General features: G+C 60.3%; 24 protein-coding genes and 2 pseudogenes. 11 read left to right on the top strand and 15 right to left on the bottom strand.

Annotated features, from left to right (window positions below; translation table 11 throughout):
• Positions 1–151 precede the first annotated feature (151 nt).
• The 9 genes and pseudogenes from GGI60_RS02080 to GGI60_RS02040 all read right to left on the bottom strand — a co-directional run.
• Positions 152–790: a hypothetical protein gene (locus GGI60_RS02080; RefSeq protein ID WP_096770945.1), complete on the bottom strand. Its 639-nt coding sequence runs from the start codon at positions 788–790 to the stop codon at positions 152–154.
• Between the two features lie 444 nt (positions 791–1234).
• A complete protein-coding gene (locus tag GGI60_RS02075; RefSeq protein ID WP_096770944.1) occupies positions 1235–2173 on the bottom strand; it encodes a sialate O-acetylesterase in 939 nt (312 codons plus the stop codon).
• Positions 2174–3323: 1150 nt separating this feature from the next.
• Complete coding sequence (locus GGI60_RS02070; protein WP_010030401.1) at positions 3324–3662, bottom strand: slr1659 superfamily regulator; 339 nt, start codon at positions 3660–3662, stop codon at positions 3324–3326.
• 7 nt (positions 3663–3669) lie between these two features.
• Positions 3670–4230: a slr1658 superfamily regulator gene (locus GGI60_RS02065; protein ID WP_183913014.1), complete on the bottom strand. Its 561-nt coding sequence runs from the start codon at positions 4228–4230 to the stop codon at positions 3670–3672.
• Positions 4231–4233: 3 nt separating this feature from the next.
• The gene (locus GGI60_RS02060; protein WP_183913015.1) at positions 4234–6594 is read right to left on the bottom strand and encodes a SpoIIE family protein phosphatase; all 2361 of its coding nucleotides are present in this window, start codon (positions 6592–6594) and stop codon (positions 4234–4236) included.
• Positions 6591–7766: a class I SAM-dependent methyltransferase gene (locus GGI60_RS02055; RefSeq protein WP_183913016.1), complete on the bottom strand. Its 1176-nt coding sequence runs from the start codon at positions 7764–7766 to the stop codon at positions 6591–6593. Before GGI60_RS02055 ends, GGI60_RS02060 begins: the two co-directional genes overlap by 4 nt.
• A complete protein-coding gene (locus tag GGI60_RS02050; protein ID WP_183913017.1) occupies positions 7763–8269 on the bottom strand; it encodes a hypothetical protein in 507 nt (168 codons plus the stop codon). The genes GGI60_RS02055 and GGI60_RS02050 overlap by 4 nt, the downstream gene beginning before the upstream one ends.
• A 75-nt stretch (positions 8270–8344) precedes the next feature.
• Positions 8345–9997: a bifunctional diguanylate cyclase/phosphodiesterase gene (locus GGI60_RS02045; protein WP_183913018.1), complete on the bottom strand. Its 1653-nt coding sequence runs from the start codon at positions 9995–9997 to the stop codon at positions 8345–8347.
• Between the two features lie 340 nt (positions 9998–10337).
• Positions 10338–10641, bottom strand: a pseudogene (locus GGI60_RS02040) (LacI family DNA-binding transcriptional regulator); the annotation flags it as partial.
• Between the two features lie 240 nt (positions 10642–10881).
• Here GGI60_RS02040 and GGI60_RS02035 point away from each other — a divergent pair.
• The 3 genes from GGI60_RS02035 (at position 10882) to GGI60_RS02025 (ending at position 12913) form a co-directional block, all read left to right on the top strand.
• Positions 10882–11574 carry a type 1 glutamine amidotransferase domain-containing protein gene (locus GGI60_RS02035; RefSeq protein WP_183913019.1) on the top strand — a complete coding sequence of 231 codons (693 nt, stop codon included), beginning with the start codon at positions 10882–10884 and terminating at the stop codon, positions 11572–11574.
• 141 nt (positions 11575–11715) lie between these two features.
• Positions 11716–12159 carry an SRPBCC family protein gene (locus tag GGI60_RS02030; protein ID WP_097584244.1) on the top strand — a complete coding sequence of 148 codons (444 nt, stop codon included), beginning with the start codon at positions 11716–11718 and terminating at the stop codon, positions 12157–12159.
• Between the two features lie 244 nt (positions 12160–12403).
• Complete coding sequence (locus GGI60_RS02025) at positions 12404–12913, top strand: cytochrome P460 family protein (RefSeq protein WP_183913020.1); 510 nt, start codon at positions 12404–12406, stop codon at positions 12911–12913.
• Positions 12914–13082: 169 nt separating this feature from the next.
• Here the strand turns inward: GGI60_RS02025 and GGI60_RS02020 are convergent, their stop codons facing one another.
• On the bottom strand, positions 13083–13256 hold the full coding sequence (locus GGI60_RS02020; RefSeq protein ID WP_097584329.1) for a hypothetical protein: 174 nt from the start codon (positions 13254–13256) through the stop codon (positions 13083–13085).
• A 156-nt stretch (positions 13257–13412) separates the two neighbouring features.
• Here GGI60_RS02020 and GGI60_RS02015 point away from each other — a divergent pair, with 156 nt between their 5' ends.
• Both GGI60_RS02015 and GGI60_RS02010 read left to right on the top strand, forming a co-directional pair.
• Positions 13413–13613, top strand: a complete 201-nt coding sequence (locus GGI60_RS02015; protein ID WP_009992991.1) for a hypothetical protein — start codon at positions 13413–13415, stop codon at positions 13611–13613.
• 1 nt (position 13614) lies between these two features.
• Entirely contained in the window at positions 13615–13824 is a 210-nt protein-coding gene (locus GGI60_RS02010; RefSeq protein WP_183913021.1) for a hypothetical protein, read from the top strand.
• Positions 13825–14079: 255 nt separating this feature from the next.
• Here GGI60_RS02010 and GGI60_RS02005 read toward each other — a convergent pair whose 3' ends face one another.
• Positions 14080–14997 carry an SDR family oxidoreductase gene (locus tag GGI60_RS02005; RefSeq protein WP_183913022.1) on the bottom strand — a complete coding sequence of 306 codons (918 nt, stop codon included), beginning with the start codon at positions 14995–14997 and terminating at the stop codon, positions 14080–14082.
• Positions 14998–15089: 92 nt separating this feature from the next.
• Between GGI60_RS02005 and GGI60_RS02000 the strand changes: the two genes are divergently transcribed.
• The 3 genes and pseudogenes from GGI60_RS02000 to GGI60_RS01990 all read left to right on the top strand — a co-directional run.
• Entirely contained in the window at positions 15090–15920 is an 831-nt protein-coding gene (locus GGI60_RS02000) for a helix-turn-helix transcriptional regulator (RefSeq protein ID WP_183913024.1), read from the top strand.
• A 68-nt stretch (positions 15921–15988) separates the two neighbouring features.
• Complete coding sequence (locus GGI60_RS01995) at positions 15989–16831, top strand: SDR family NAD(P)-dependent oxidoreductase (protein WP_183913026.1); 843 nt, start codon at positions 15989–15991, stop codon at positions 16829–16831.
• A 130-nt stretch (positions 16832–16961) separates the two neighbouring features.
• Positions 16962–17876, top strand: a pseudogene (locus tag GGI60_RS01990) (YncE family protein); the annotation flags it as partial.
• Between the two features lie 208 nt (positions 17877–18084).
• On the opposite strand, the gene ftsZ reads toward GGI60_RS01990, so the two are convergent.
• Positions 18085–19107, bottom strand: coding sequence for a cell division protein FtsZ (gene ftsZ / locus GGI60_RS01985; RefSeq protein ID WP_183913028.1), 1023 nt, complete (start codon positions 19105–19107; stop codon positions 18085–18087).
• 249 nt (positions 19108–19356) lie between these two features.
• Here ftsZ and GGI60_RS01980 point away from each other — a divergent pair, with 249 nt between their 5' ends.
• Positions 19357–19773, top strand: coding sequence for a hypothetical protein (locus tag GGI60_RS01980; RefSeq protein WP_183913032.1), 417 nt, complete (start codon positions 19357–19359; stop codon positions 19771–19773).
• Between the two features lie 43 nt (positions 19774–19816).
• Here GGI60_RS01980 and GGI60_RS01975 read toward each other — a convergent pair whose 3' ends face one another.
• Both GGI60_RS01975 and GGI60_RS01970 read right to left on the bottom strand, forming a co-directional pair.
• The gene (locus tag GGI60_RS01975; protein WP_183913034.1) at positions 19817–19999 is read right to left on the bottom strand and encodes a hypothetical protein; all 183 of its coding nucleotides are present in this window, start codon (positions 19997–19999) and stop codon (positions 19817–19819) included.
• Positions 20000–20108: 109 nt separating this feature from the next.
• Complete coding sequence (locus GGI60_RS01970; protein ID WP_183913036.1) at positions 20109–21104, bottom strand: AraC family transcriptional regulator; 996 nt, start codon at positions 21102–21104, stop codon at positions 20109–20111.
• A gap of 82 nt (positions 21105–21186) precedes the next feature.
• On the opposite strand from GGI60_RS01970, the gene GGI60_RS01965 reads away from it, so the two are divergent.
• Positions 21187–21555, top strand: a complete 369-nt coding sequence (locus tag GGI60_RS01965) for a DsrE family protein (RefSeq protein ID WP_183913038.1) — start codon at positions 21187–21189, stop codon at positions 21553–21555.
• A gap of 117 nt (positions 21556–21672) precedes the next feature.
• Positions 21673–22953 carry a bifunctional sulfur transferase/dioxygenase Blh gene (blh, locus tag GGI60_RS01960; RefSeq protein WP_183913040.1) on the top strand — a complete coding sequence of 427 codons (1281 nt, stop codon included), beginning with the start codon at positions 21673–21675 and terminating at the stop codon, positions 22951–22953.
• A gap of 186 nt (positions 22954–23139) precedes the next feature.
• Here the strand turns inward: blh and GGI60_RS01955 are convergent, their stop codons facing one another.
• On the bottom strand, positions 23140–23355 hold the full coding sequence (locus GGI60_RS01955) for a hypothetical protein (protein WP_246720287.1): 216 nt from the start codon (positions 23353–23355) through the stop codon (positions 23140–23142).
• Positions 23356–23414: the final 59 nt, after the last annotated feature.

Below are 23414 nucleotides of genomic sequence, written 5' to 3'. Positions count from 1 at the left end.
AATATGCGGAACATGGCGGTCCAGCCTTAGGGCCTGCCAGTGAGTTGGCAAAAAAATAGAGCATTTCCGAACTCAAACAAAATCGGAAATGCTCTTATAGTTCGTGCGAAGCTATTCCGGTGGCTTCGCACCGCTCGCAACTCACTCGTGGCTATTCATCTGACGTCGTCGACGCGGCGTTCTCGAGCGAGGTGCGGATCTGATCAATCTTGCCGTCGGCGTCGCCAACTCCGAGAATGGTCTTGGCTTCGTCCAGAACCGCCGGGCTGACCTCGCCGGTTTTGGTGGCTGAAGCCAAGGCATCCTCCAGCGCCGCATCGCCCAGTACGGGGTCGTCGGCTGCGGGCTCGATTCCGTTGTCGAGCTCATACTGGGCGTAGGCCACGGCGTAGGCCGAAATGGCAGCCATGCGCGGGTCCGATGTGTTCATCAGTGCCCGGTAATTCCGTTTCAAGGAATTCAGGCCCTTAAGCTGAGCCGACAGGTTCTTCTCTTTCGTGCTTTTGGCTGCGGTATCTGTCTTGCCGGACTTGTTCTTGCCGGCTGCCTCTGACGATTTGCCTCTCACGGATTGCGATTTGGAACTGCCGTGATCTGAACCGCTGTTCTGGCCGCCACCATTTCCGTTGCCGCCGCCATGACCGCCGCCGTTGCCGCCCCCGCCACCATTGCCGCCGCCGTTTCCGCCGTCCTTTGCAAGTGCGGCCATGTCCAGCCCGACAATCGTTGCGGGGCTCGCTGCAAGCGCCAGCGAAAGCACAGCCAGGGACGCTAAGGTTGCTATCCGCATCGTTTTCCTCCGAATGAGACCATCAGATGCCGTGCACTGCACGACGTGAACTGACTCGAAAGATAGATTGCTATCGCGCGTTGCACATCGGACTGAGGTCCGGTTCAGGGTAGCGGCTATGGTCTTAGATGAAGCACAGCGGCGCGCCGCGCCGCGCGGGCAGCCACGGCCGAAACGCGCGAAGGCGCGAAAACCTGGACCTCAGGTCTTAAGTCGAGTTGATCTCAATCCAAAACAGGTTCCGCGGTAGAATTAGTAAGTACAGGTAAATTGAAGATTTTCCGAACTATGTCATCCTTGTACCTGTCGCTCCCCTCCGGTGTGGCATCGCTGATTAGGGCGGCATCAGCTAATACGAAATGCCCCGTCCTGGCGGGGCATTTCGCTGTTCGGATTCCGCTACTGCAGGAATGGGCACGGATCTGGGGGAATTTGCTGATAAGACTACCCGGAGGTTTCTAGGCGGCGATCGCCGCTCAGAAGGTCCAGCCAGGCCCGCGACACTTTCTCCGCGCCTGAGCCCCCAATATGGCAATCGTCGTAGCGGTCGTCTCCATTGAGCAACGCGTCGGTGTTTACGCCCTCTCGAATACCGCGGCCGCTTTTTGATAGGGCCAGTTGCGCCCGTACGATGGCATTGTCTGGAATATGCTCCTTGAAGCCGCCGTTGCTCGGTTCGAGGCATTTCGATGCGATCGAAATGTAAACCGGTGCTTCGACGCCGTGCTGGCGCAATGTGTCGACCATCGACACGAAACGTGCCTGATAGTCCTCCGCAGTGGTGCCCAAAACGAGGTCGGCCTCTCCTTGCATCCAGAGCACGCTCGTTACCCGATAGCCGGAATCCTGAAGCTGTTTCATTGTATCGACCAGCGCCGGATTGAGGTCACCGCCTGCCGCCCATCGTGCGACCTCTGATCCGCCATATGCGAGAGGTGCGAGGATGACGTTGTCGTTTTGTCCCGATGCGATCAATTTGTTGGCGAGAAGCGTCCAGTACTCTCCCTTGGTGTTGGTCGATCCAAGAAGTGGCGACGCCGCGATGAAGCACCGTTTGTCAAAGGCGTTTACAACACGCGCGCCATAATCTGACCGGTGCCGTTGTCCACCGTAGTTGGCAGCGTTCGATTGGCCAAGAAGCAGTAAGACAGCAGTTCGATCGGTTTGAGCTGGGCAGGTCACAAGAGTTTTTGATTCATCCCCGATGAGTCGCTCCTTGTCGTCGAAAGTATAACGGCTTGGAGCCGCCGGCTTCTCGCCGCCAACCATTTTCGTCAGCGCGGAAAGTTGCGGCCAAGGAAAAATCTCATGTCTCGCGCTCATGCCGCCGACAAAGTAGATGGCGATCAAGGCGGCCAGGCCTATTGCTATTGTTTTGCGCATGTCGTTCCCTTTGCAACATCCCGATGGGTCTGTGGACCCGTCAAAGCTGCTCGAGCCGTGAAGGTTCCTTTAAACCAGCCACATCTGCTTGCTCGGGCATGCTCTTAAAAAAGAGTTCGTCGCGAAGATCGAAGCCCAATCGACGACATCTCGCATTGAGTCGCCGGAAACCTGCTCTAAACTATAGTCCGAACCAGTGATTGCAATCATCCGGTTGGGTGAGAGATCGTGCCTGCTATGCAGCATGCAGTACCATGGAGATAGCCCGTTGCTCGTTCATGGAACCGCGGCCGCGGATTAGGGCGGCGAGACAACTGGGAGCGGCGCACCCGTTACCATCCAAGATGCGGCATGCCTTGTGAGGTTGCCGAGTTTGGCGAGACGCCAACCCCAATCTCCGTCATCCCAGGGCTTGAACCCGAGGACCCGTGCCGCTGGCGTGGGCCGTGTGGAGCTCGGTTCAACAGGCCGAGCATAACGGAGGTGGGGGACATCGTCACCTCACACTCCGGCATTCCCAGGGCACGACGCGAGGATAAGATGAGCGTGGTGGTAGCCGCATGTTGTAGCTCAGCGAGGCGGTGCGCTTCGTAAGTCGGCTGAGTTTGGCGAGACGCCAGCCACACTCTCCGTCATCCCAGGGCTTGACCCGAGGACCCATGCCGCAGGCGTTGGCGGCCGCCGTGTGAATGCTCGGCGCAAGGCCGAGCATGACGGAGGTGGGAGTGAATCGTCGTCAGCTCACACTCCAGGCATTCCCAGGGTCACGACGGGAGGACAAGATGAGCGTGATGGTAGCCGCATGATGTAGCTCAGCGAGGTGGTGCGCTTCGTAAGTCGGCTGAGTCTGGCGAGACGCCAACCCCAATCTCCGTCGTCCTCGGGCTTGACCCGAGGACCCATGCCGCTGGCGCTGGTGGGTGCGCGTGGATGCTCGGTTCAAGGCCGAGCATAACGGAGGGTGGGGTGGGCATAGCGGAGAGTCAGGGGGCGCTGCGCTGGGGCATTGCCGCAGGCAGTTCGCTGCGCCAACATCTTCATCCTCGTTCTGTGCCTATCACAGGAATCCAGCCACGGCGCGCCTGCGCCGTGATGAACCACGTTCCTGTGACAGGCACAGGATTGAGGACGGAGAGGTTCCTCTCCCAACTCACGCCAGGCGCAAATCGAGCAGCGGATGCAGCTTCTTCAGGTTCGGCAGCGATTTCGCTTGCCAGGGATGTTGGTTGGTGCCCTTCACAATGAGGAGGAGGTCGCCCATTTTTCTGGCTTCGATCGTCAATTTCGCCAGGAGATTGATCCCCGAGGAATTGAGGAATTCGAGGCCGGTCAGGTCGAAGGTCACCTGTTTGTGCCCCTCGTGAAGGAGGGTTGTTATCAATGAATAAATCGGCGCATAGGCATCGGGTCCCGCCAGGCGGAACACGCCGTCGAAAAAGACTTCATTTTTTTCCGCCCATACGCGGAAGTTCTCGTCGCTGATTTCCATTCTTTGCTCACAAATTGGAGGAGGGTGGCATCGCCACGGCTGCTGTCGTCGTCAGTATGATCTGCTCGTCGTTATTCTCTTCGAATGTCCATGCCATCCTTGCATCGTAATCGCTCAGAAGGGTGAGCAAACCCAGGCCGGAACCGCCTGCTGACGATATGGCGTTGGCTTCGATTTGCTCAAGAAGCAGAAGGCCAGGCTCCTTAGATTGCAGGCGTTGCAGCAGTTGCTGAAAGCGAGATGATGTCGCGCGGTCGATGGCGTTCCGGACTCTGATCAAAAAGCTTCCCTTGACCATGCCGGCTTCGATCAGGATCTCGCCCGGCTGTCGAAATTTCACGGCATTTTCGATCAGCTCGTTGCTGAGATATCCGATGTCATGATGAGCCTGCAGGTAATCCTTCTTCGAACGGGAATAGGGCAGGGCCATGATCTCGGCGATGAAGTCCGACGTCATTCCCGAATGCCTCCATCCAAGCTGAAGCGGCCCATCGCTCAAGGTGAGGCGAGCGCCTGAATCCAGACTGATGTCTACCAGAGATTCAAGACCGTAAATTTTGGCCGTCATGTCTCACCTATGCCGTACTGCGAGAAGCGTGATGTCGTCGTAAATCTTCTGGGATCCGATGAAGAGCATTAATGTCGCGACAATTTCCGAAACGACTTTCTCAGCGCTCTGATCCTTCAGGCGGAGCGCTTCCCTGCACAGGCGCTCCATGCCGAACAGTTCTCCCGCATCGTTTTCGGCTTCCGTCACCCCATCGGTATGCAGGAGTATCAGGTCGCCTTTCTCGAAGGCTATTTCACGGGTTTTGATGAAGGCGGAAATATCGGCTTCCAACCCGATCGGGATGCCGAGATCCATGGTGTCGATGCGTTGAATCTCGCCGTTTGCCCGCACGATGACGACTTCCTCGTGCTGTCCTGACAGGATCATGTCTTTGCCGTCATAGTCGAGAAAGGCAAGCGTCAGATGCTTGTCGATCCTGGTCCGCACAATGTTCTTGAACAGGGCGCTGTTCAGATTCGCCAGAAATTCGACGGCGTCGGTATTTCCTGCTTCCTGAAGGGCGCGAGCGACGGATTGGACCATCAGCATCAGCACGCCGCTTTCAAGCCCATGGCCGGTGACGTCGCCGATGCCGATCTTCAACCGCTTTCCGTGCTTCAAGACGTCGTAATAATCACCGCCGACTTCTTCGGCAGGTCGCATATAGGCTGCGATCTCGATGTCCTGAAAGTCTTCCAGCTCCTGTTGCAGCGGAAGAACCATCAGCTGGATTCTCTCGGCGACGGCGAGCTCCGTTCCGAGCCGGCGGTTTTCCCGCTGGAGCTGCGCGTTCAGTGCCGAAATCTCTTCCTTCGCATCTTCGATCTGGGCCGTTCGTTCCTCCACGAGCTGCTCTAGATTTTCGGTGTGATAGCTGATCTGTTCGGCCATGCGATTGAAGGCTTCACCGGCCGCACCGACCTCATCCTTGCTCATTATCGCCACTCTGACCGAGTAGTCTTGCGCCTGGATCCGCTTGGCGGCACCGGCAAGGGCGCTGATTCCGCTCGTGATGCGTTTCGAAGCCGCAAACACGGCGATCGCTACGATCAGCAGCGACATCAGGATTGCGAGGATCTGGTAGATCACGATCCGGTTGGTGGCCTCGGAAATCTTGGCCTGGGCGGCATAGAGGGAGGCGTCGATTTCCCGTTCCGGCACAACCACCCCAAGCAGCATCGCCTCTTGCCGAACCGGGCCGCTGGACCAGAGATTGGTCGCAGGCAGCTTCTTGACGATGACGATATAGGGAACCTCGTTGCCGTCGCGTTGCAACAGCAGGTGCTGAATGCCCTGTTCGCGGTCGAGCGCCAGTTTCGCGATCGCAGGCTGTGAGCTTCCTTTAAGCGAACGCTCCAACCCGGTCACGCCGGTTCCGCTCGCGCCGCTCGCAGAAACCAGGCCGAGCGTCTTTTCGCCTGTGCTGTTGATTGCGACGACGTTGCCATCGGACATTGCCAGGAATCCGAAGCCGGACTGGGCGACTTTCACATTTTCCACCGTCTGGGCGAGCTGGTCGAGCGTGATGTCGGCGCCGGCCGTCCCGGCGACATCCTGCCGGTCGGCGGTCCAGAGCGGATGAAAGAAACTGACGATCAGCTTGCCGGTGATGGCATCGGTATAGGGCGCCGTCTGGGTGATGTCGTCGGCGACCGGCCGCGTTTTCGCGTCCCTGGCCCAGCTTTGCCAGGACTCATAAAGGCCGGGGAAAAAGAAGTCCCAGAAATCGGCCTCGTTGTGCCCAGGGTAAAGGCGATCGAAGGTCTGGGCCTGGTCGGTGTAGGGCGCCGTCCTGAAGATCGGTCGCGCCTTCGGTCCGATGTAGTACATCTGCAGCTTTGAAGCGCCATGCTGCAGCAGGCTCGGGGCAACCAGATCGAGAACTGCGCTTGTCTCTATGTCGCGCTTAATGTCTGGCCTTGGCTGATGGTCCTGTCCGAGCAGATAACCCCAAACGCTGACAACCGAAGCGGAGCCGGGCGCGTTCTGAGACCATTTCCCCTTCTCGTCGTAAGACAGGTTGACGCTGCCGGGAGATGTGCGGGCGATCGCCGTGCCGACGTCGGAATTGCGGGTGGGATTGTCGATCTGCGCCTGGAGCACGCCTGCCAAGGTGTCGACGTCGTTGTGAACCTGCCGCAGAAGCAGGCTCACCTGGGCTGCGGTCGAATCGGCATAGGTGCGGATGTATTCCTGGCTAGCGGCTTCCAGGCCCTGGCCGACTTCGAGCGTCGCGTCGCGCGAGAGCCTCTGAACGTTCCAAAGCGCCAGGCCGCCGCTGACCAGCAGGTCGAAAAGGACGGCGCCACCGACGACCAGGATGAACTTTGCTCGAAACGAGCGCAGTCCCACTGGTCTCTTCGATGCTAGTCCGTCCATCATAGCGGCTTTCGACCAGAGGCTGCCCAGATCGGCCAGCCTGCATAACCCTTGGGGTGAAGAGCGGCAAAGACGTGATCCTTGAATCCCTGCCGGAATCGGCGAATGAAATCCGCCGAGTCGCCGCGGCGCACCGCCATCTCGCCTGCATAGACATTTTCCCAGGCTTCGATCATGTCTGCGAAGTCCTGCGGATCGCCGTCGAGATTGGTCACCATGAAGCAGTCGACCTTGATGTCATCGAAGCCGGCGTTGAGGAGAAGATGCCGGCTTTTCGGTCCCATCTCGACATCCATGTCGAAGTGGCTGAACAGCTTGGCGACTTCCTCGTAAGTCCATTTTATCGATTCGGCGTGCGGCTCGCCAAGGCAATGCGAATTCTTTTCGTTGGTGATGTAGACACGGCCGCCTGGCTTGCAGATGCGATAAAGCTCCCGCAGCAGCATCTCGGGGCGGTCGAAAATCTGCAGCGAGTGCCGGCAGGTGACAAAGTCGAACTGATCGTCTCGAAGCAGCATCTGGGAGGCGTCGCCATAAGTGTATTCGATGCCTTGCAGATCGAAGTCGGCAGCGACCCTGCGGGCATAGTCGAGACTGCGGACGGAATGATCCAGCGCGACAAGGCGCGCCGGTTTGAATTCCCGATGAACCAGGGCCGCGAAATCACCGATGCCGCAGCAGACATCCGCCATGGCAGCAACACCGCTGCGCAGACCGTGGCGCGGCAAGAGTTCGCGCTCATGCCTCCAGGTCATTTTCGTCTGCGTGCGCAGGATGGGAATGAAAGACTCGTCCTCGACAAAGCTCTGGCCGGGATAAAAGGCCGAATCATAGACTTCGACCGACAGGTTCGGCAGCGATGCCGCCAGCATCTCGAACAGCGAAGCAGACCATGCCATCACGCTCGAGGTGATGATCTTGATCTTCCGTTCCGGCCTCGTTCGGCAGCCGGCCGCGAGGATATCGCATAGAGCAGTGAAGGCCGTCATGTTGATGTGCGTCAGACGTTTGACGTTGAGGTAAACGATGCCGCTGTATTTTTCCAAACTCTGCCGCACCAGCTCGAGCGCATCGGCGATCTCACCAGCACTTTCGGGCCGCATCTTGCCGGACAGCACGAGCTCCTGATTTGTCGGATCAAACCGCACGGTGAAGGGCATGGAAAGCAGGCTCATTGAAAATCCTCGGCCGAGGGGAAATCGGCAATGATGCCGATCCTGTCCGCGCCGTCTTTCTCGATGTGGATGGCGGCGCCGAATATTGTCGCCAAATTGTTGAGCAAAGCCTCTTCGGACTGCGTGACCGGGTGATCGAACCCGCGGTCGGAGCCAGGCCGGATTTTGCCTGATCCCATCTTCACGTGTTTGTCGCGAAACTCCTTATCGCAAGGAAACGCAATTCGCAGCCGATTGTACGTCGCGCTGCGGGCGAGGCTGAAACTTATCGTGCCCCGTCCGTTCGTCGCACGAAAAGCGAGTTCGATGAGCTCGTTTGCCGCGACTGAAAGAAAGTTGGCGTACCGAGCGGGATCGCTGTGACCCTGGCCGAGAATGTCGGAGAGATATTCGGTAATCTCGTCGCAAAACTGCCATTGAGATTTGAACACCGTAACGTTCATTTCCAGCGATACCATTGGTACAAAAGCGTGGTCGTCGAAGCGGGATGCTTCCTCTTCCAATACACCCTCCGTTCGTCTGTCTGGAGCGTCAGATTTGCATGCGATCTAAAAGCACGGCGAAAAATCGGTAAAGCATTATTGTCGAGCGTGGATCTTGGATGCTTCCGCGCGGGTAATGAATTCGTCAATTGCCGCCACGGGAAGCGGCCTGCTCACAAGGTAGCCCTGCAGCCTGTCGCAGCCGACGCTGTGCAGCCATTCCGCCTGACCCCGCGTCTCGACCCCCTCGGCTGTCACCTGCATGTCGAGGTCATGTGCAAGGTTGACGATGCAGCGGACGATTGCCTGGCTTTTCAGATCCGTTTCGAGATCGGTGATAAAATATTTGTCGATTTTGATCGTATCGAAAGGAAATGTTTTCAGATAGCTCAGCGATGAATATTCCATCCCGAAATCATCAAGCGAAATTCGAATGCCCAGCACATTGAGCGTGTTCAGGGTGTCGATGTTGTTGACGGTCCGCTCGAGCAGCACGCTTTCGGTTATTTCAAGCTCAAGGCGGTCGGGCGGAAGTCCGACCAGGTCCAGCGTCTGGGAAATACGGTCGGTGAGGCCGCTTGTCAGGAATTCAGCTGCTGACAGATTGACGGCGACGATGTAGTTCTCGGGCCACTTCATCGCCTCATGGCATGCCTGCTCCAAAACCCACGCGCCGATCTCCGGCATCATTCCATCCGCCTCTGCCATCGGAATGAACGACGCCGGCGGAATCTTTCCGAGCAAGGGATGGTGCCATCTCAGCAATGCTTCGAAGCCGACGATACGGCCGCCCTCGGCGAGGGGCTGGTATTCGACATAGAATTGCTGTTGCACCAGGGCCATGCGCAGGCTGCGGCGCAGCAGTTCCCGCTGCTCCAGCAGTTCAAGCATTGCAGGGTCAAAGGCTTTTGCTCGACCGCGCCCCTCTTTCTTGGCGGTGTAGAGTGCGAGGTCGGACGCCTTCATAAGCTCCTCCGGACTTGTACCGTCCGATGGAGCCGTGGATATGCCGACGCTGGTGCCGACAAAGGCGGCGAGCCCGTTGATCGTGAAAGGCTTTTTGAACGCAGCAACCAGATCTTCCGCCAAACGGTGCGCTTTGGCCGGATGTCCCGAGCCCACGGATATCACCGTGAACTCGTCACCGGCCAGCCGATAGGCTCTGTCGTCGCTCGAAAGGCAGGCGAGAATACGCCTTGCCGCCGATTGAAGAAGCTTGTCGCCGGCGGCATGCCCGAGCGTGTCGTTGACGGGTTTGAAATCGTCGAGGTCGAGTTGCATCAGCGACAGAGTCTCGTTCGAGCCTGCGGTTTCCTGCAACAGGGTGGTCAGGTCTTCGCTGAACTGGCGCCGGTTCGGCAGTCCGGTCAGGGGATCATGGGTTGCGAGATGCAAAAGCGTTGCGCGTTCATCGTCAATCCGTTCCTCGGATCGGACGACGGCAAACAGGTCGCCGATCCGATAGATCGTCAGGCCATGTGAGCCGGGGGCGCCGAGATCGCCTGATATTCGCAAAGGCTGGGAATTATCATCCAATGAACGGAAAGCGAGCGTAATTGCTGATTTGTCCAACTCGGGAAAATGCTCCCAGAAGGAGGCAGCCGGTCTGACGGACGAAGGCAGCGCATTGCCGTGCAGATCCTCGATGGGATTGAAATCGCGGTCAAAGAACAAAAGCCGGTCGACCAAGCTCGAAGCTTCTGCCTCCGGCTTTCCGATAGCTAAACGGGCAGCAGGAATTTTCCGCATGTAGGAGGTTCTCCCTAGTCGAATATCCTACCAGATATTATAGTAACTCTGCTCCCGCACAACTTGTGCTCGTTAAGATTTACATTAGGCATTTCTGATTAACAATCCCCAAACCTCCGCCCGGCGTGTTCGCCGCTGTGGACGCTCGCACGATGAGGCGGAGCCGATCGCCGGCATTAAGAAGCTGCTGCAAGTGGCGGGCGAGAGAAGGAATTATCGTGCGATCTTCGTTCGCCGGCTCAGGCAAGGGCATCCCACAGCTCACGCACGATCTGGCGCAGCGCCGGATCCTCGGCCCGTCTCTCCCGGTGATCGCATAAGGTTTGGGACCCAGCTCGCATGCGATCGCTTCGGCATTCATCTCGTCGGTGAAACTGCGATGCACGACGAACAACGGGTCGAGGGCCGCCGCGAGAGAAAGGCGGCGATAGAAGCTCGTTTCCGGCCGCACCACCAGCACCTCTATCCGGAGAAGGCCGCGATGGGCGTCGGGAAGTTTGCGCGGGTAATCCAGGCTGCGCGGCGGATATGACCTTCTCGACCAGCTCCGGGCGCACACCTCCGCGCCCGTTCAGGACCCGCTCGACGGTGGCGGTTCCGACGCCGGCGTGGCGGGCGATATCCCGATAATTCGGCTTGCTCATTTCCAACATCCCCGGACGCTTGCGCGACGTCGGCGATCGTATGCGCAAGCTGTCGTTCTTCATACACCTGGGCCTTAAAACTCACAGCGGTATTCGGGAGGATCCAGCCGAGGCCAAAGGCTTGAGTCGCGGGGGCCGCCGATCTATGATTTCGGCATTCAGCATGAGATTGCAGGCAGTATTTCACCGTTAAACCGGACGCGAAGGCTTTGTCCGCCGGCCGGGCCGAAGGAGCTGGCAATGAAAATACTCATGGTTCTCACATCGCATGATCAGCTGGGAAATACCGGCAAGAAAACGGGCTTCTGGCTCGAGGAGCTTGCTGCTCCTTATTTCGTCTTTCGTGATGCCGGGGCCGAGGTCGCGCTCGCTTCGCCAAAAGGAGGCCAGCCGCCGCTCGATCCGAAGAGCAATGAGCCGGCGTTTCAGACGGAAGACACGCGACGCTTCGAACAGGATCCGGCCGCAATAGCCGCGCTCGCCAATACGCTGCAACTGTCTGACGTTGCCCAGGCCGATTATGACACCGTGTTCTTCCCCGGCGGCCATGGCCCACTCTGGGATTTGACAAACGACCGCAACGCCCATGCACTGATCGAGGAGACGCTCGCGGCAGGCAAGCCGCTGGCGCTCGTCTGCCATGCGCCGGGGATCCTGACCAAGGTCAAGGCGCCGGGTGGCGGGCCGATCGCCAAGGGGCGGACGGTGACCGGCTTCACCAATTCCGAGGAGGCAGCCGTGCAACTCGTCGAAGTCGTGCCGTATCTGCTCGAAGACGTTCTGAAAGAGCAGGGGGCTAAGTTCTCAGCGACGGAGGACTGGGCCGTGCATGTTGTCCAGGACGATCAGCTGATCACCGGACAGAACCCGGCGTCGTCGAAACAGGCCGCCCGCCTGCTGCTCAATGCGCTGGGCAATGAGGCCGCTGCCTGACGCGCAGGGAAAAACGTGTCTGCGGCGCGGCGCAATTCAGCTTCGCGTGATTTTTCTCGAAGAAAAGATCGGTTCCATGTCGGGTCGGCGACGGTTTATCCGTCCTTAGCTCGTTCATTCCATTCACAAAGGATTACCACCATGCCAAGCACCATACGCCTGCACCGCGTCTTCGCGACCAGCCCGGAAAAGGTCTATCGCGCCTTCATCGAGGCCGACGCGCTCGCCAAATGGCTTCCACCGAATGGTTTTCTCTGCACCGTGCATCATCTAGAACCGGCTGTCGGCGGCACCTTCAGAATGTCCTTCCGCAACTTCACGACCGGCAACAGCCACGCCTTCGGCGGCGAGTTCCTCGAGCTCGTTCCGGGTGAGCGCGTCCGCTACACCGACAAGTTCGAAGACCCGAACCTGCCGGGCGAAATGGACGTGACCGTCACGCTGAAGAAGGTTTCGGTCGGCACCGAAGTGGACATCACCCAGGCCGGCGTGCCCGATGTCATTCCGCCCGAGGCCTGCTACCTCGGTTGGCAGGAATCGCTGCGCAATCTCGCCAAGGTCGTCGAGCCGGATATCAACGAATAATGCGGGTTGCGCCAGGTTTGCGAAAGATGGCACACGCGGCGGATTGCTGCGCCTCCTCGTAACCTGGCGCTCTGCCTCTCCTTCCGCCATTCCTGAGGTATCCCTCGGGAGAGGCCGAAGGACAGGAGTACTCAGCCGGAGGGGAACACGGCTACACTTCGATACATTTCGGCCGCAGACTGACATTCGTCAGATACAATCCGAAACGATCCTGCCGCAGAACATCGTCCGGCAGGAGTTTTCGATGAAGCTTGCTCTCCTTGGCGTATTTGCCATTTCCAGTCTCGCCCTCAGCGCCGCCGTCTTCTCTTCCGCGGCGTCGGGCGTCCCGCCGGAAAACGCCTCGCCGATCTACGGCGTCACCATTCCTGACGGCTACAGGGACTGGAAATTCATCGCGCCGGCACAGGAGGCGCCGCCGCTCGACGAACTGCGCGCCGTCCTTGGCAACGATATTGCCGTCGAGGCATATAAGAAGGGCACCCTGCCGTTTCCCGATGGGTCGATCCTGGTGAAGCTTGCCTACAAACGCGAACAATCGACAGAATTTGCGCCGGCAACGGTGCCGGGGGCTTCGACCACGGTGCAGGTGATGGTGAAAGACTCCAAGAAATATCCCGACAGCCATGGTTGGGGCTTCGGAAGGTTCGTCAACGGCAAGCCGGTTGATGCCGCGCAGCACGAAACCTGTCTTTCCTGCCATGTCGGCAATGTGAAAGACCATGATTTTGTCTTCACACGCTACGCGCCTTGAGCTTGTCTAAAGCTCTATCCACGGTTCGCGAGCGACGGGCGCGCCTCGTTGCGCCCAGTCTTCGTCGGGATCGCGGCCTTCGTAGGAGTGCGCCCAGGTTCGCTGGGCGCAAAGGATTTATTGAGCGGATGGCCTTATTAACCGGCCAGACGCAGCATCAGCTATCGCTTCAATTGCTCCCATCGTTCGGCCGAGCCTTGGCGCTGTCATTGCTGCTGTCCGAGGTGGTTTTGCCGTCGGGTTGCTGGCCGAAATAGGTGCCGCCGAGGTGGCCGCCAGCGCTGGTATTTTTAACCTGCTGTTCGGCGCGTTTCTGAAGATCACGAACGTTGGTCTTGCTCATTTTCGGCTCCATGTTTCAGGGTTGCGACCTCTCACCAACCGATGGGCGGCGACACTGTTCCATATTTTTGCGCCGACCGCTCCCGCCGCGATCTCATAGGGCTGGAACTGTTCCGGCCTTTTGCGGTTCTTCCTACTCAACAAAGGAGAAACGACGATGGGCATGACGACACCCAAGGACGGCGCTCCCGGCACCACCGACCAGTCCCCCCGCTGGGAAGGACCGAAGGGGAATAGGCCGCGCGGCTACCTGAAGGCCAAGGACGATCCGGACAAGAACCGCGACGCCAACGACGAAAACAACCGCGACCCTGAAATGAAGGATTTCAGCGACGCGATGAAGCAGAAAGGCGAATGAGATGGGCAATCCCGAGAAAGACGCGGCCGGCCAATTCGCCAAATCCCGCGCCGACCGAAAGGCCAGCGGCGTTGCGAGCGCCAAGCCGACAGTCATCACCGGCTCGGAGGACGCGACTGTCAACCGGAACCCGCCGGGCAAGAAGAAGCCGGAGAAGGATTGGGATGTTAATTACGATCCGGCCGATATGAATGAAGGGCGCATGCGGTAGGAGACTGGCGGCGCGCCGGCCTCGTGCTTCGAGGTCCGCGGGATGGTACACACCCCTCATCCCTCATCCTGTGCTTGTCACAGGAATCCAGCCACACGCGTCCGTGGCGTGAATGACATGTGGACGTCGAGAAAATTCTTTGCGCTCAAGGACTTGGGCGCGTTGGATTCCTGCGACAAGCACAGGATGAGGCGAGGAAGCGTTTTCATCCTCCTCGCGCCTTCCTCGGCCATCGTGCACCCAGGCCGCAGCCTCTCAGGACGAAGCTTTTGAAATGGCCTCATGACGATCAAAATACGCCGGATGATCGATGTCCGCGAGCAGCCCCGGCTGCTCCGGCTCCCAGTCGAGCAGTGCGCGCGTGTGGGCACTCGACGTCGGCACGTCGAAGCCGGCGAACATTCCGAACCAGCCGAAATGCTCTGCGGCCTCTTCCCGCGACAGCGAGACTGCCGGCACGTTCAGCCGCCGCCCAATGAGTTCGGCGATCTCGCGAAAGGGGACACCTCCTTCTGCGACCGCCAGGAAGGGGCCGCCCGCGGCGCCGCGCTCCAGCGCCAGGCGGTAGACGCGGGCGGCATCGCGCTGGTGAACCGCCGGCCAGCGGTTTTGCCCTTCGCCGATATAGGCGGACATGCCCGTGCGCCGGGCGACATCGATTAGAATCGGTACGAAGCCGTGATCGCCATGGCCATGCACGGAGGGCGGCAGCCGCACGGTGGAGGCGCGAAGTCCGCGCGCGGCTAGCGATACCGCAGTGATTTCGGAGGCGCGGGGATAGGTCTCCGTGGTCGGCATCGGCGGATCCTTCTCGGTGCCGGTGCGGCCCGGCGCATGGCCGAGGCCTGCCGTGACCAGCAGGGGACGATCCGAGCCCTGTAGGGCTTCGCCGAGCGCTTCGATGGCGCGGCGATCGAGGGTGCAGTTTGCGGCGAATTTCGAGAAATCATGGTTGAAGCCGGTGTGGATGACGCCGTCGGCCTCGGCCGCGCCGCGCTTCAGACTTTCCAGATCCTCAAGCGCGCCGCGGTGGATGGCCGCACCGGCGGCCGCCAATTCTTCAGCACCCTTTTCCGATCGGGTAAGGCCAAGCACCTGATGGCCGGCGGCGATCAATTCGCTGACGACGGCCGAGCCGACCCAACCTGTGGCTCCGGTGACGAATACGCGCATGTCGATATCTCCCGTTTTGGATGGAGACACATATCGATCAATGTTGTATCCTGGTAAAGTAGTGACATTATCATGGTATAATGGCTAACAGGATGGATGAATTCATCACCTCCGAAAACCGGCTGGGCGCTTATCTCAAGGATCGCCGCGCCAAGCTCGATCCGGCCGCCTTCGGCTTTGCCGGCGGGCGCCGCCGCACGCCGGGCCTGCGTCGCGAGGAGGTGGCGAGCCGCGCCAATATTAGCCCGACCTGGTATACCTGGCTGGAGCAGGGCCGCGGCGGCGCGCCGTCCGCCGACGTGCTCGACCGGATCTCGCGGGCGCTGATGCTGACCGATATCGAGCGCGAGCATCTCTTCCTCATCGGCCTCGGCCGCCCGCCCGAAGTGCGCTATCGCAGACAGGACGGCGTGACGCCGCGCCTGCAGGGCGTGCTCGATGCGCTGGATCCGAGCCCGGCCCTGATCCGCAACGCCATCTGGGACGTCATCGCCTGGAACCGAGCGGCGACCGTGCTGCTCACCGATTACGGTGCGCTGCCGCCGGAGGAGCGCAACGTGCTCCGCTTCATCTTCCTCGATCCGCGGGTGCGCGCCGCCCAATATGACTGGGAAAGTGTCGCCCGCTTCGTCGTCGCCGCCTTCCGGGTGGATGCCGCCCGCGCCGGTGCCGCCGAACAGGTGAAGCCGCTCGTCGACGAACTCTGCCGGAAAAGCCCAGAATTCCTTGCCATGTGGCGCGACAACGACGTTCGCACCCATGGCGAGGGCGTCAAGCACATCAAACACCCGATGCTCGGGCTGCTTTCCTTCGAATATTCGGCCTTCCAGGTAGATGGCCGGCCGGACCTCAGCATGGTGGTGTACAATCCGGCGACGGCGGAGGATGCGGAGAAGATCAGGCGGGTGGTGTGTGTGGGGTGACACTTATGTTGTATGTACTGAAAGCATACGATGATTGACATTCACCACCACCGAGGAGGCTAGCTGACATGAAAGATGTCGTCGCGTTGGTGACGGGCGCAAGCCGCGGTATCGGCCGCGGGATCGCGCTTGCTCTGCTTGCCGAGGGAGCCACGGTGCATGTGACCGGCCGGACGCTTTCCGAGGCGAAGGCAAGCGAGGGAGGCAAAAGCGCGGGATCGCTGGCGGGGCTCGCGCGCGAGGCTGCGGCGCTGCCCGGAACCGTTGTCCTTCATCGATGCGACCACAGCAACGACACCGAAACCGAGCGTGTGGCCGAGGAGATCCGGGCCGGCAACAGGCTGGATATTCTGGTGAACAACGCATGGCCCGGCTATGAGAACATGGTCGAGAATGGCGAATTTACCTGGCCTCGGCCCTTCTGGGAGCAGCCCATCCGGCGGTGGGACGCGATGGCCGGCACGGCGCTGAGGGCGGCTTTCATGACAGCACGCGCGGTGGCACCGATGATGGTCTCGGCGCGGCGCGGTCTGATCGTCAATATTTCCTTCTGGGCAGCGCAGGTCTACGAGGGAAACGCCATCTATGGCATGGCCAAGGCTGCCGCCGACAAGATGGCCGCGGACTTCGCGCATGAGCTGCGTCCACACAATGTAGCGGCGGTCTCGCTCTATCCCGGGTTGGTCCGCACCGAAGCCGTCCTGGAGAATGCCGAATATTTCGACATGTCCAACTCCGAGTCCCCGGAGTTCATCGGCCATGTCATTGCGGGTTTATGGCGGGACACGGCGCTGATGTCGAAATCCGGGCGGGTGCTGGTGGCAGCAGAGCTGGGCCGGGAATATGACATCGCCGACATCAACGGCTACAGGCCCATTCCGCTAACGGCGGCGGACTTCGCGAAGAGCTGAGTTTCCGCGTTCGGGGGATTGGGCGATCTTCCGCTTAGTTCGCGGCGGGTATGGAGAAGATGAGGGGGTCTGGTGGACGTGGGGAGAGGGAGGTGCGAAAGACTCCTCGCCTGCCTTATCGACTCGTTGCACGGAGAAGCTTGAATATTACAAGATCTCCGACGGCGCAGGTCAAACGGATGTCGGCGTAATCACCCTGACAGTCAACGGCGTGACGGACGGAAAGTCGGTGAACATCAATCATGTCGAGGTACAGGCGGCGGTCGTGCGGCCCTTCCTGGACCATTACGAACTCCAGGGGGTCGCGGTCGATCCGCTAACGGGCAAGTATTACGTCAGTTCCGGCCATGGTTTCCCGGACGATTCCATGGTGTACATTTACGACAACGCCGCGGCATTTGAAGCCGACAACGCCAGCGGCGCCATCTCTCTTGGCGACTATGACCTTGGCCAATATGACATCGGCGGAACCTATTTTGCGGTCCGCGGCGGGGAGATCATCGGAAGAACCAACGAGGCGAGGGTCGAAGAGGATCCTTTCCCCGATCAGACCTATCTCGCAAAGTGGGATGCTTCAGATGGATCGCTCGATCAGAAGGGCGACCCGATCCCAGGCCTTATCGGCGAGAACGGGGCGGGTACGTTCGACTGGGGCGGGTTCACCGCCGTCAACACGATCCAGGATTCGACCGGCATTTACGTCGTCGGCCGCATCGATGATTCCACCTGGCAGGTCTCCAAGATCGATCCCGACACGCTGAACGCGATCGAATCCAAGACCTTCGCGGCGGGCGGGCTCGGCTATGGCTTTGCCGTCGACGGCACCTTCTTCTTCGGCGATTCCTTCGGCAGCGAGCATATCGGCACGGCATTCGATTTCGAAACCGGGGTCAAGACGGCAATCGACGTCAACATCGCCATACCGGGAGACGACTACACCACCAACGTGGCCTATGACGCGGCGGCGGATTCCGTCTACATCACCAACTCCGAGACCGACGAAATCTCCGTGGTGCACAACATCTCGGAGATATTGTTCGCCTGATGGGGCCTAAAGCGCGTCGCGTCAAATTTGGTTTATGCGACGCGCTTTAGCCCTGTTTTTACGCATTTCGTTGTCCTGGAACCGCTGCACACTTCCGGGCGACATGCATCAGCCCGAACGATGACGTCGCCCCGTCCCGTTCTTTATACGGCGGAGCGACATTTGTCCGGCCGGAGCCGCGTGAGGAAGTCAGGATATTGCGGCGGTGTTATTGCAGCGTGCGCGTCTGGACTTGTTCAGCCGCGTGGTTGGGCGCGGATAGCGGTGGGGCGCTGGCTTCCAGGCCGGTCGCCACGACCGAGACGCGGAACCTGCCGTCCAGGCTGCGGTCGAAGATCGCCCCGACGACGATGTCGGCGTCGTCCTGCACTTCGTCGCGAATGCGGCTTGCCGCCTCGTCGACTTCGAACAGAGTCATATCAGACCCGCCGGAAATCGAGATCAGTACGCCCCTGGCGCCCTTCATGGAAATATCGTCGAGAAGCGGGTTGGCGATTGCCGCTTCCGCCGCCTTCATCGCCCGGCTTTCGCCGGCGGCTTCGCCGGTGCCCATCATGGCGCGGCCCATGCCTTGCATGACCGACTTGACGTCGGCGAAATCGAGGTTGATCAGACCTTCCTTGACGATGAGGTCGGTGATGCAGCCGACGCCGGCAAAGAGCACGCGGTCGGCCGTCATGAAGGCATCGGCGAAGGTAGTCTTTGCGTCCGCGATGCGGAAGAGATTCTGATTGGGAATGACGATGACGGTATCGGCGGCTTGACGAAGCGCCTCGATTCCGACCTCCGCCGTCCGCATGCGGCGATTGCCCTCAAATGTGAAGGGCTTGGTGACGACGCCAACCGTCAGGATGCCGGCCGCGCGCGCGGCGCGCGCGATGACGGGGGCCGCACCGGTGCCCGTACCACCGCCCATGCCGGCGGTGACGAAACACATATGCGAGCCGGCCAGGTGATCCATGATCTCGTCAATCGACTCCTCGGCGGCTGCATGACCAACCTCAGGCAGCGAACCGGCACCCAATCCCTCCGTCACATTCGCGCCGAGCTGAATGCGGCGCGACGCCTTTGAGGTGGCGAGAACCTGAGCGTCCGTATTTGCGGCGACGAATTCGACGCCCGCCAGCTTTTCCGCAATCATGTTATTGATGGCGTTGCCGCCGCCCCCGCCGACGCCGATAACCGTAATATGCGGCCGTAATCCAGAAATGCCGCTTTTGGCGTCCGTCATCGCACTCTCCTTTGATGCAACCTTGCGCCGCGCCCTCGTCGCGGTCAGCGAATCGACGGTGAGGATAAACGCGCAACAAGGCGGAGGCGAGGCGAAAGGAGTCAGGAGCGGCGACGTTCCAATGATTGTTGCTCTCATGAGGATCGCCACCGCTCTTGCGGATTTTGATCAGAAGCTTTGAGAGGGTGTGAACCAAAGGTCTGCGGCGGTGTTTACAGACATGCCTTACTTCTCCGAAAGGACCGACCCATGCAAAGAGTTCTTCTATCAGGCATTGTCCTTGCCGCGCTTACCGGCTCCGCCTTCGCACAACAATCGCCGCCTGCACCATCCGCCGCAACGCCACCCACCGCGACTGAGCCCAGCTCGCCTCCGCCGCCGCCAGCCCCGCCGCCTCAGCCCGCTCCCGATGATAACGAGCGGATGATGGGCAGCCCGGACGAACGGTCCGGAGATCGCCCCGACTACCGGTGGCATGGTTCGAGGGGCGACATGGGCTTTCGCGATTTCCGGGGCCATCGCATGCCGCGGCCGTCGAAGGCCGCCCATTTCCAAATTGAGGACGGAAACACACGGATCGATCTGAAATGCGCGGAGGACGAACCAATGAAGGCCTGCGCTGATCTGCTGCTAGAGGTGATCGACCGCCTGCAGGGCCAGAACTAGCCTTTTTCGGCCGCCGCGTTTGCGACCGGTGAAGGGGCGCTGATCACTGCTGCTCGAACTCGACGCAGCGGATGTTGCCGCGCGGTTGAAAGCATTGACTGGGCAAGCCTCGCGCCAGCTTCGGTTGGCGGAAGCCAATCATTGATTCTTCCCAGGACTTAACGCGGTCCATTTTCAGCATGAACAGCCCCTGCCACTGATTGGCGGGGCTTGCATATGCGGGCATGATCCAATCCATCGTTACCCGGACGTTAGGGATGGCCAAGCTCACTGGCGGGCGGTCGAAGGGGATGGGGCATCTTCATCGGGTGTGAGTGCGTCGAGGCATTCCGTGTTCAGCTGCGCGCAGCCCGCCAGGCGGCCGGAGGTGTTGCAAAGGTGCGGGAGAAGGCGCGGTTGAAGGCAGCTTCGGTGGCGTAGCCGGCGTCATAGGCAATCGCTGCAATCGGCTGGCTTGTCGTGGCAAGTGCCACGCTTGCCTGATAGAGTCGCCAGTCTCTGAGATAGCGGATCGGCGATGTCGCGAGCATCGTTTGAAAGCGTTCGGTCAGCGCGCTGCGCGACGATCCCGATGCCGCCGCCAGTCGCTCCAGCGACCAGTCACGCCGGGGATCGTCGTGGATGAGGGAGAGGCAGCGTGAGAGCGCAGGGTCGGCCAGCGCTGCCAGCAAGCCAATCGCGTGGGGTTTGGCCATCATGATCTGATGGCGCAGGATCTCGATGAAGATGATTTCGGTCAACCGCGGCAGCATCGAGATGCCGCCGGCGCGCGGCCTGTCCACCTCCTCGACCATCTGGCGGATAGTGGCGCGCAGCCAGTCGCCGTTATTGGCCGCCCGCGTCCTGACGTGGATCATTTTCGGCAACGCCTGGCGCAGCGGCGCAAAGCTCAGCCCATCCCATTGCAGATAGCCGCAGAGCAGCCGGACGCTTTGCGCCGCCTCGCCGTAGCGCAGCACCGGAATCTCCCGCCACGGCTTCTGCGGCAAGTCGCGGGTCGGCAGCACCAACGTGCCATTTTTTCCGACACCCAGCTGATGTCCGGTGCCGAAGGGAAAGACCAGGACATCGCCGGCTTCCAGATCGGTCTCTTCGCCTTCCGCTTTCAACCAGCAACTGCCTGCCACGACGATATGGAACGGCATGGTGCCCGTAGCCTTTGCCGAGAGGCCCGCAAGCGACGGCGCGGCATCGGTCTGCCAATCACCCGTCGGCATGAAGCAGAACTGCAGTGATCCCGAAAGACGGATCGTCGACAGCAGCGCCGACAGCACGTCATCACGGGTGACGCCGCCCTCAGCACCTGGATTTTCGGACAAGGCTTCACGCATTCCGGCCAAATACGCGCGCAGCGCACCCTCCTATTATGGACACGTTCAGTCCAAGTATCTTGAATTCAACTGGGAGAATACTATGCAAAGCCAAAGCGATAAACTGGTCGTGCTCGTCACCAAGGGCATCGAATCCGAACTTTCCTCCGTGGCCTTCACCATTGCCAATGGCGGTATTGCCGCCGGGCTCAAGGTTTCGGTATTCCTCACCAGTACCGGGATCGACCTAGTGCGCAAAAGCGGCCAGCGGATGACGCATGTGCCGCCGCTCGATCCGCTCTCGACGTTGATTGAGAATTTCCAGCAGCGCGGCGGCTCGATCTGGGCCTGCCCACCTTGTGTGGCTTCGCGCGGCTATACGCAGGAGGACCTGCTCGATGGCGTCGTCATCGTCGGCGCCAGCGCCATGCATGCCGAGATCAGGCAAGGTGCCGCGACGCTGTCGTTTTGATTAGTCAGACCGGGTGGGAGGCATATGCCAGCGACTATTCTTGCATTCGGCAATATACTCGTGAGATTGTACACTTATACATGTGATGCCGGTGATGAGGGCGGCGCGGAGGCTTCAATGACGTCCGTGAGGGTCAATGAGCTTATATCGGTGGCAGGGCAGCCCGATGCCGCTGGCCTTGCCGCTTTCGCGGATGAAGGTTTTGCCGCCGTCATCAATGCCCGACCGGATGGCGAGGAGCCGGGACAGCCGGGCAATGTGGCGGAAAAGGTTGCCGCCACCGCCGCCGGGCTTTCCTATAGCTTCGTGCCGGTGAAGGGGAGCGAGATCACCGAGGCAGACATACGCGCCTTTCAGGCGGCGATGGCCGAGGCGAAGGGGCCCGTCATCGCCCATTGCAAGAGCGGCATACGGGCGCTGACACTTTATACACTGGGTGAGGTGCTCGACGGGCGGATGAAGCCCGGCGATGTCGAGCCCTTCGGCCAAAGTCTCGGCTTCGACCTTGCCGGCGCGCGCCGCTGGCTGGAGAGGCGGGCGGCGCAGACGGCAGATGTGAAGGCCTTCTTCCATCCCGCTACCTGGAGCGTGCAATATGTCGTTGCCGATCCCGCCACGAGGCGCTGCGCCATCATCGACCCTGTGCTCGACTTCGACGAGACCTCGGGGGCGACGGGCACGTCAAGCGCAGATGCCATCCTTACCGATATCGAAAGCCGCGGGCTGACCGTCGCGTGGATCCTCGACACGCATCCGCATGCCGATCATTTTTCCGCCGCCCATTACATCAAGGGAAAGACCGGTGCGCCGATAGCGATCGGCGCCCATGTTACCGAAGTGCAGATCCTCTGGAAGGAGATCTATAACTGGCCGGCTCTCGCAACAGACGGCTCGCAATGGGACCGGCTGTTTGCTGATGGCGACAGGTTCGAGATCGGCGGGCTTGAAGCTCGCGTCATGTTTTCGCCCGGCCATACGCTCGCCTCGGTGACTTATGTGATCGGTGACGCCGCCTTCGTGCATGACACGGTGTTCACGCCCGATTCCGGCACGGCGCGCACCGATTTTCCCGGCGGCAGCGCGGCCGCTCTGTGGCGTTCGATCCAGGCGATCCTGTCGCTGCCCGACGAGACTCGCCTCTTTTCCGGCCACGATTACCAGCCGAATGGGCGCCACCCGCGCTGGGAGAGCACGGTCGCCGCCCAGAAACGCGACAATCCCCACATAGCAGGCAAGGACGAAGCCGGCTATGTCGCACTCAGGCAGGCACGCGACCGCACACTGCCGAAACCGAAGCTGATGCTGCACGCGCTGCAGGTGAATATTCGGGGCGGCAGATTGCCGGAACCCGAGGGGAATGGCAGGCGGTATTTGAAGATCCCGTTGGATCGGCTGTAGGATTGCAAGGAGCGACGTAGTGGGGCGGTGCTCCTGTGTAGTGGCAAACGACGACGCAAGACATCTACTCAACGTGCAGTTTCGTAGGTCACCCATGTCCCATCGACCGCAGCAGCATGTCCACACCGAAAAATCCAGCCAAGGCGACGATGCCGATCGCCGCACACAACACCCAGCCAACCGGCGTCAGCGTTTGCCGCGCGACGTCACGATAGGGGATATCGATTGCCGGTTGTCAGAAAGACGCCGAATACCAGGCAGAACGACGGTGGCGCGCGGCATCCGAGTGATGCTTTCGGCGCCGAGGCTTGCCTCCTGCAGCGGCAGCGAAATGCCCTGCCAGGCAATCGCGCCGGCAAGGAGGAGGCAGAGAACGCCGCCGAGCCTATATCGTGCTTCCATCAAAAGCTCTTGCAAAATCGCCAAGTTGGCTACCGCTTACAGGCAGAATCCGCTTCCAC

This window comes from Rhizobium lentis (genome assembly GCF_014200175.1).
GTDB lineage: Bacteria > Pseudomonadota > Alphaproteobacteria > Rhizobiales > Rhizobiaceae > Rhizobium > Rhizobium mulingense.
This window is presented reverse-complemented; position numbering and strand designations above follow the sequence as displayed.

Excerpts from the sequence above, each read along its gene's own strand:
- GGI60_RS02080 (WP_096770945.1), bottom strand. The coding sequence starts at position 790 with ATGCGGATAGCAACCTTAGCGTCCCTGGCTGTGCTTTCGCTGGCGCTT.
- GGI60_RS02075 (WP_096770944.1), bottom strand. The coding sequence starts at position 2,173 with ATGCGCAAAACAATAGCAATAGGCCTGGCCGCCTTGATCGCCATCTAC.
- GGI60_RS02070 (WP_010030401.1), bottom strand. The coding sequence starts at position 3,662 with ATGGAAATCAGCGACGAGAACTTCCGCGTATGGGCGGAAAAAAATGAA.
- GGI60_RS02065 (WP_183913014.1), bottom strand. The coding sequence starts at position 4,230 with ATGACGGCCAAAATTTACGGTCTTGAATCTCTGGTAGACATCAGTCTG.
- GGI60_RS02060 (WP_183913015.1), bottom strand. The coding sequence starts at position 6,594 with ATGATGGACGGACTAGCATCGAAGAGACCAGTGGGACTGCGCTCGTTT.
- GGI60_RS02055 (WP_183913016.1), bottom strand. The coding sequence starts at position 7,766 with ATGAGCCTGCTTTCCATGCCCTTCACCGTGCGGTTTGATCCGACAAAT.
- GGI60_RS02045 (WP_183913018.1), bottom strand. The coding sequence starts at position 9,997 with ATGCGGAAAATTCCTGCTGCCCGTTTAGCTATCGGAAAGCCGGAGGCA.
- GGI60_RS02035 (WP_183913019.1), top strand. The coding sequence starts at position 10,882 with ATGAAAATACTCATGGTTCTCACATCGCATGATCAGCTGGGAAATACC.
- GGI60_RS02030 (WP_097584244.1), top strand. The coding sequence starts at position 11,716 with ATGCCAAGCACCATACGCCTGCACCGCGTCTTCGCGACCAGCCCGGAA.
- GGI60_RS02025 (WP_183913020.1), top strand. The coding sequence starts at position 12,404 with ATGAAGCTTGCTCTCCTTGGCGTATTTGCCATTTCCAGTCTCGCCCTC.
- GGI60_RS02020 (WP_097584329.1), bottom strand. The coding sequence starts at position 13,256 with ATGAGCAAGACCAACGTTCGTGATCTTCAGAAACGCGCCGAACAGCAG.
- GGI60_RS02015 (WP_009992991.1), top strand. The coding sequence starts at position 13,413 with ATGGGCATGACGACACCCAAGGACGGCGCTCCCGGCACCACCGACCAG.
- GGI60_RS02010 (WP_183913021.1), top strand. The coding sequence starts at position 13,615 with ATGGGCAATCCCGAGAAAGACGCGGCCGGCCAATTCGCCAAATCCCGC.
- GGI60_RS02005 (WP_183913022.1), bottom strand. The coding sequence starts at position 14,997 with ATGCGCGTATTCGTCACCGGAGCCACAGGTTGGGTCGGCTCGGCCGTC.
- GGI60_RS02000 (WP_183913024.1), top strand. The coding sequence starts at position 15,090 with ATGGATGAATTCATCACCTCCGAAAACCGGCTGGGCGCTTATCTCAAG.
- GGI60_RS01995 (WP_183913026.1), top strand. The coding sequence starts at position 15,989 with ATGAAAGATGTCGTCGCGTTGGTGACGGGCGCAAGCCGCGGTATCGGC.
- ftsZ (WP_183913028.1), bottom strand. The coding sequence starts at position 19,107 with ATGACGGACGCCAAAAGCGGCATTTCTGGATTACGGCCGCATATTACG.
- GGI60_RS01980 (WP_183913032.1), top strand. The coding sequence starts at position 19,357 with ATGCAAAGAGTTCTTCTATCAGGCATTGTCCTTGCCGCGCTTACCGGC.
- GGI60_RS01975 (WP_183913034.1), bottom strand. The coding sequence starts at position 19,999 with ATGCCCGCATATGCAAGCCCCGCCAATCAGTGGCAGGGGCTGTTCATG.
- GGI60_RS01970 (WP_183913036.1), bottom strand. The coding sequence starts at position 21,104 with ATGCGTGAAGCCTTGTCCGAAAATCCAGGTGCTGAGGGCGGCGTCACC.
- GGI60_RS01965 (WP_183913038.1), top strand. The coding sequence starts at position 21,187 with ATGCAAAGCCAAAGCGATAAACTGGTCGTGCTCGTCACCAAGGGCATC.
- blh (WP_183913040.1), top strand. The coding sequence starts at position 21,673 with ATGACGTCCGTGAGGGTCAATGAGCTTATATCGGTGGCAGGGCAGCCC.
- GGI60_RS01955 (WP_246720287.1), bottom strand. The coding sequence starts at position 23,355 with ATGGAAGCACGATATAGGCTCGGCGGCGTTCTCTGCCTCCTCCTTGCC.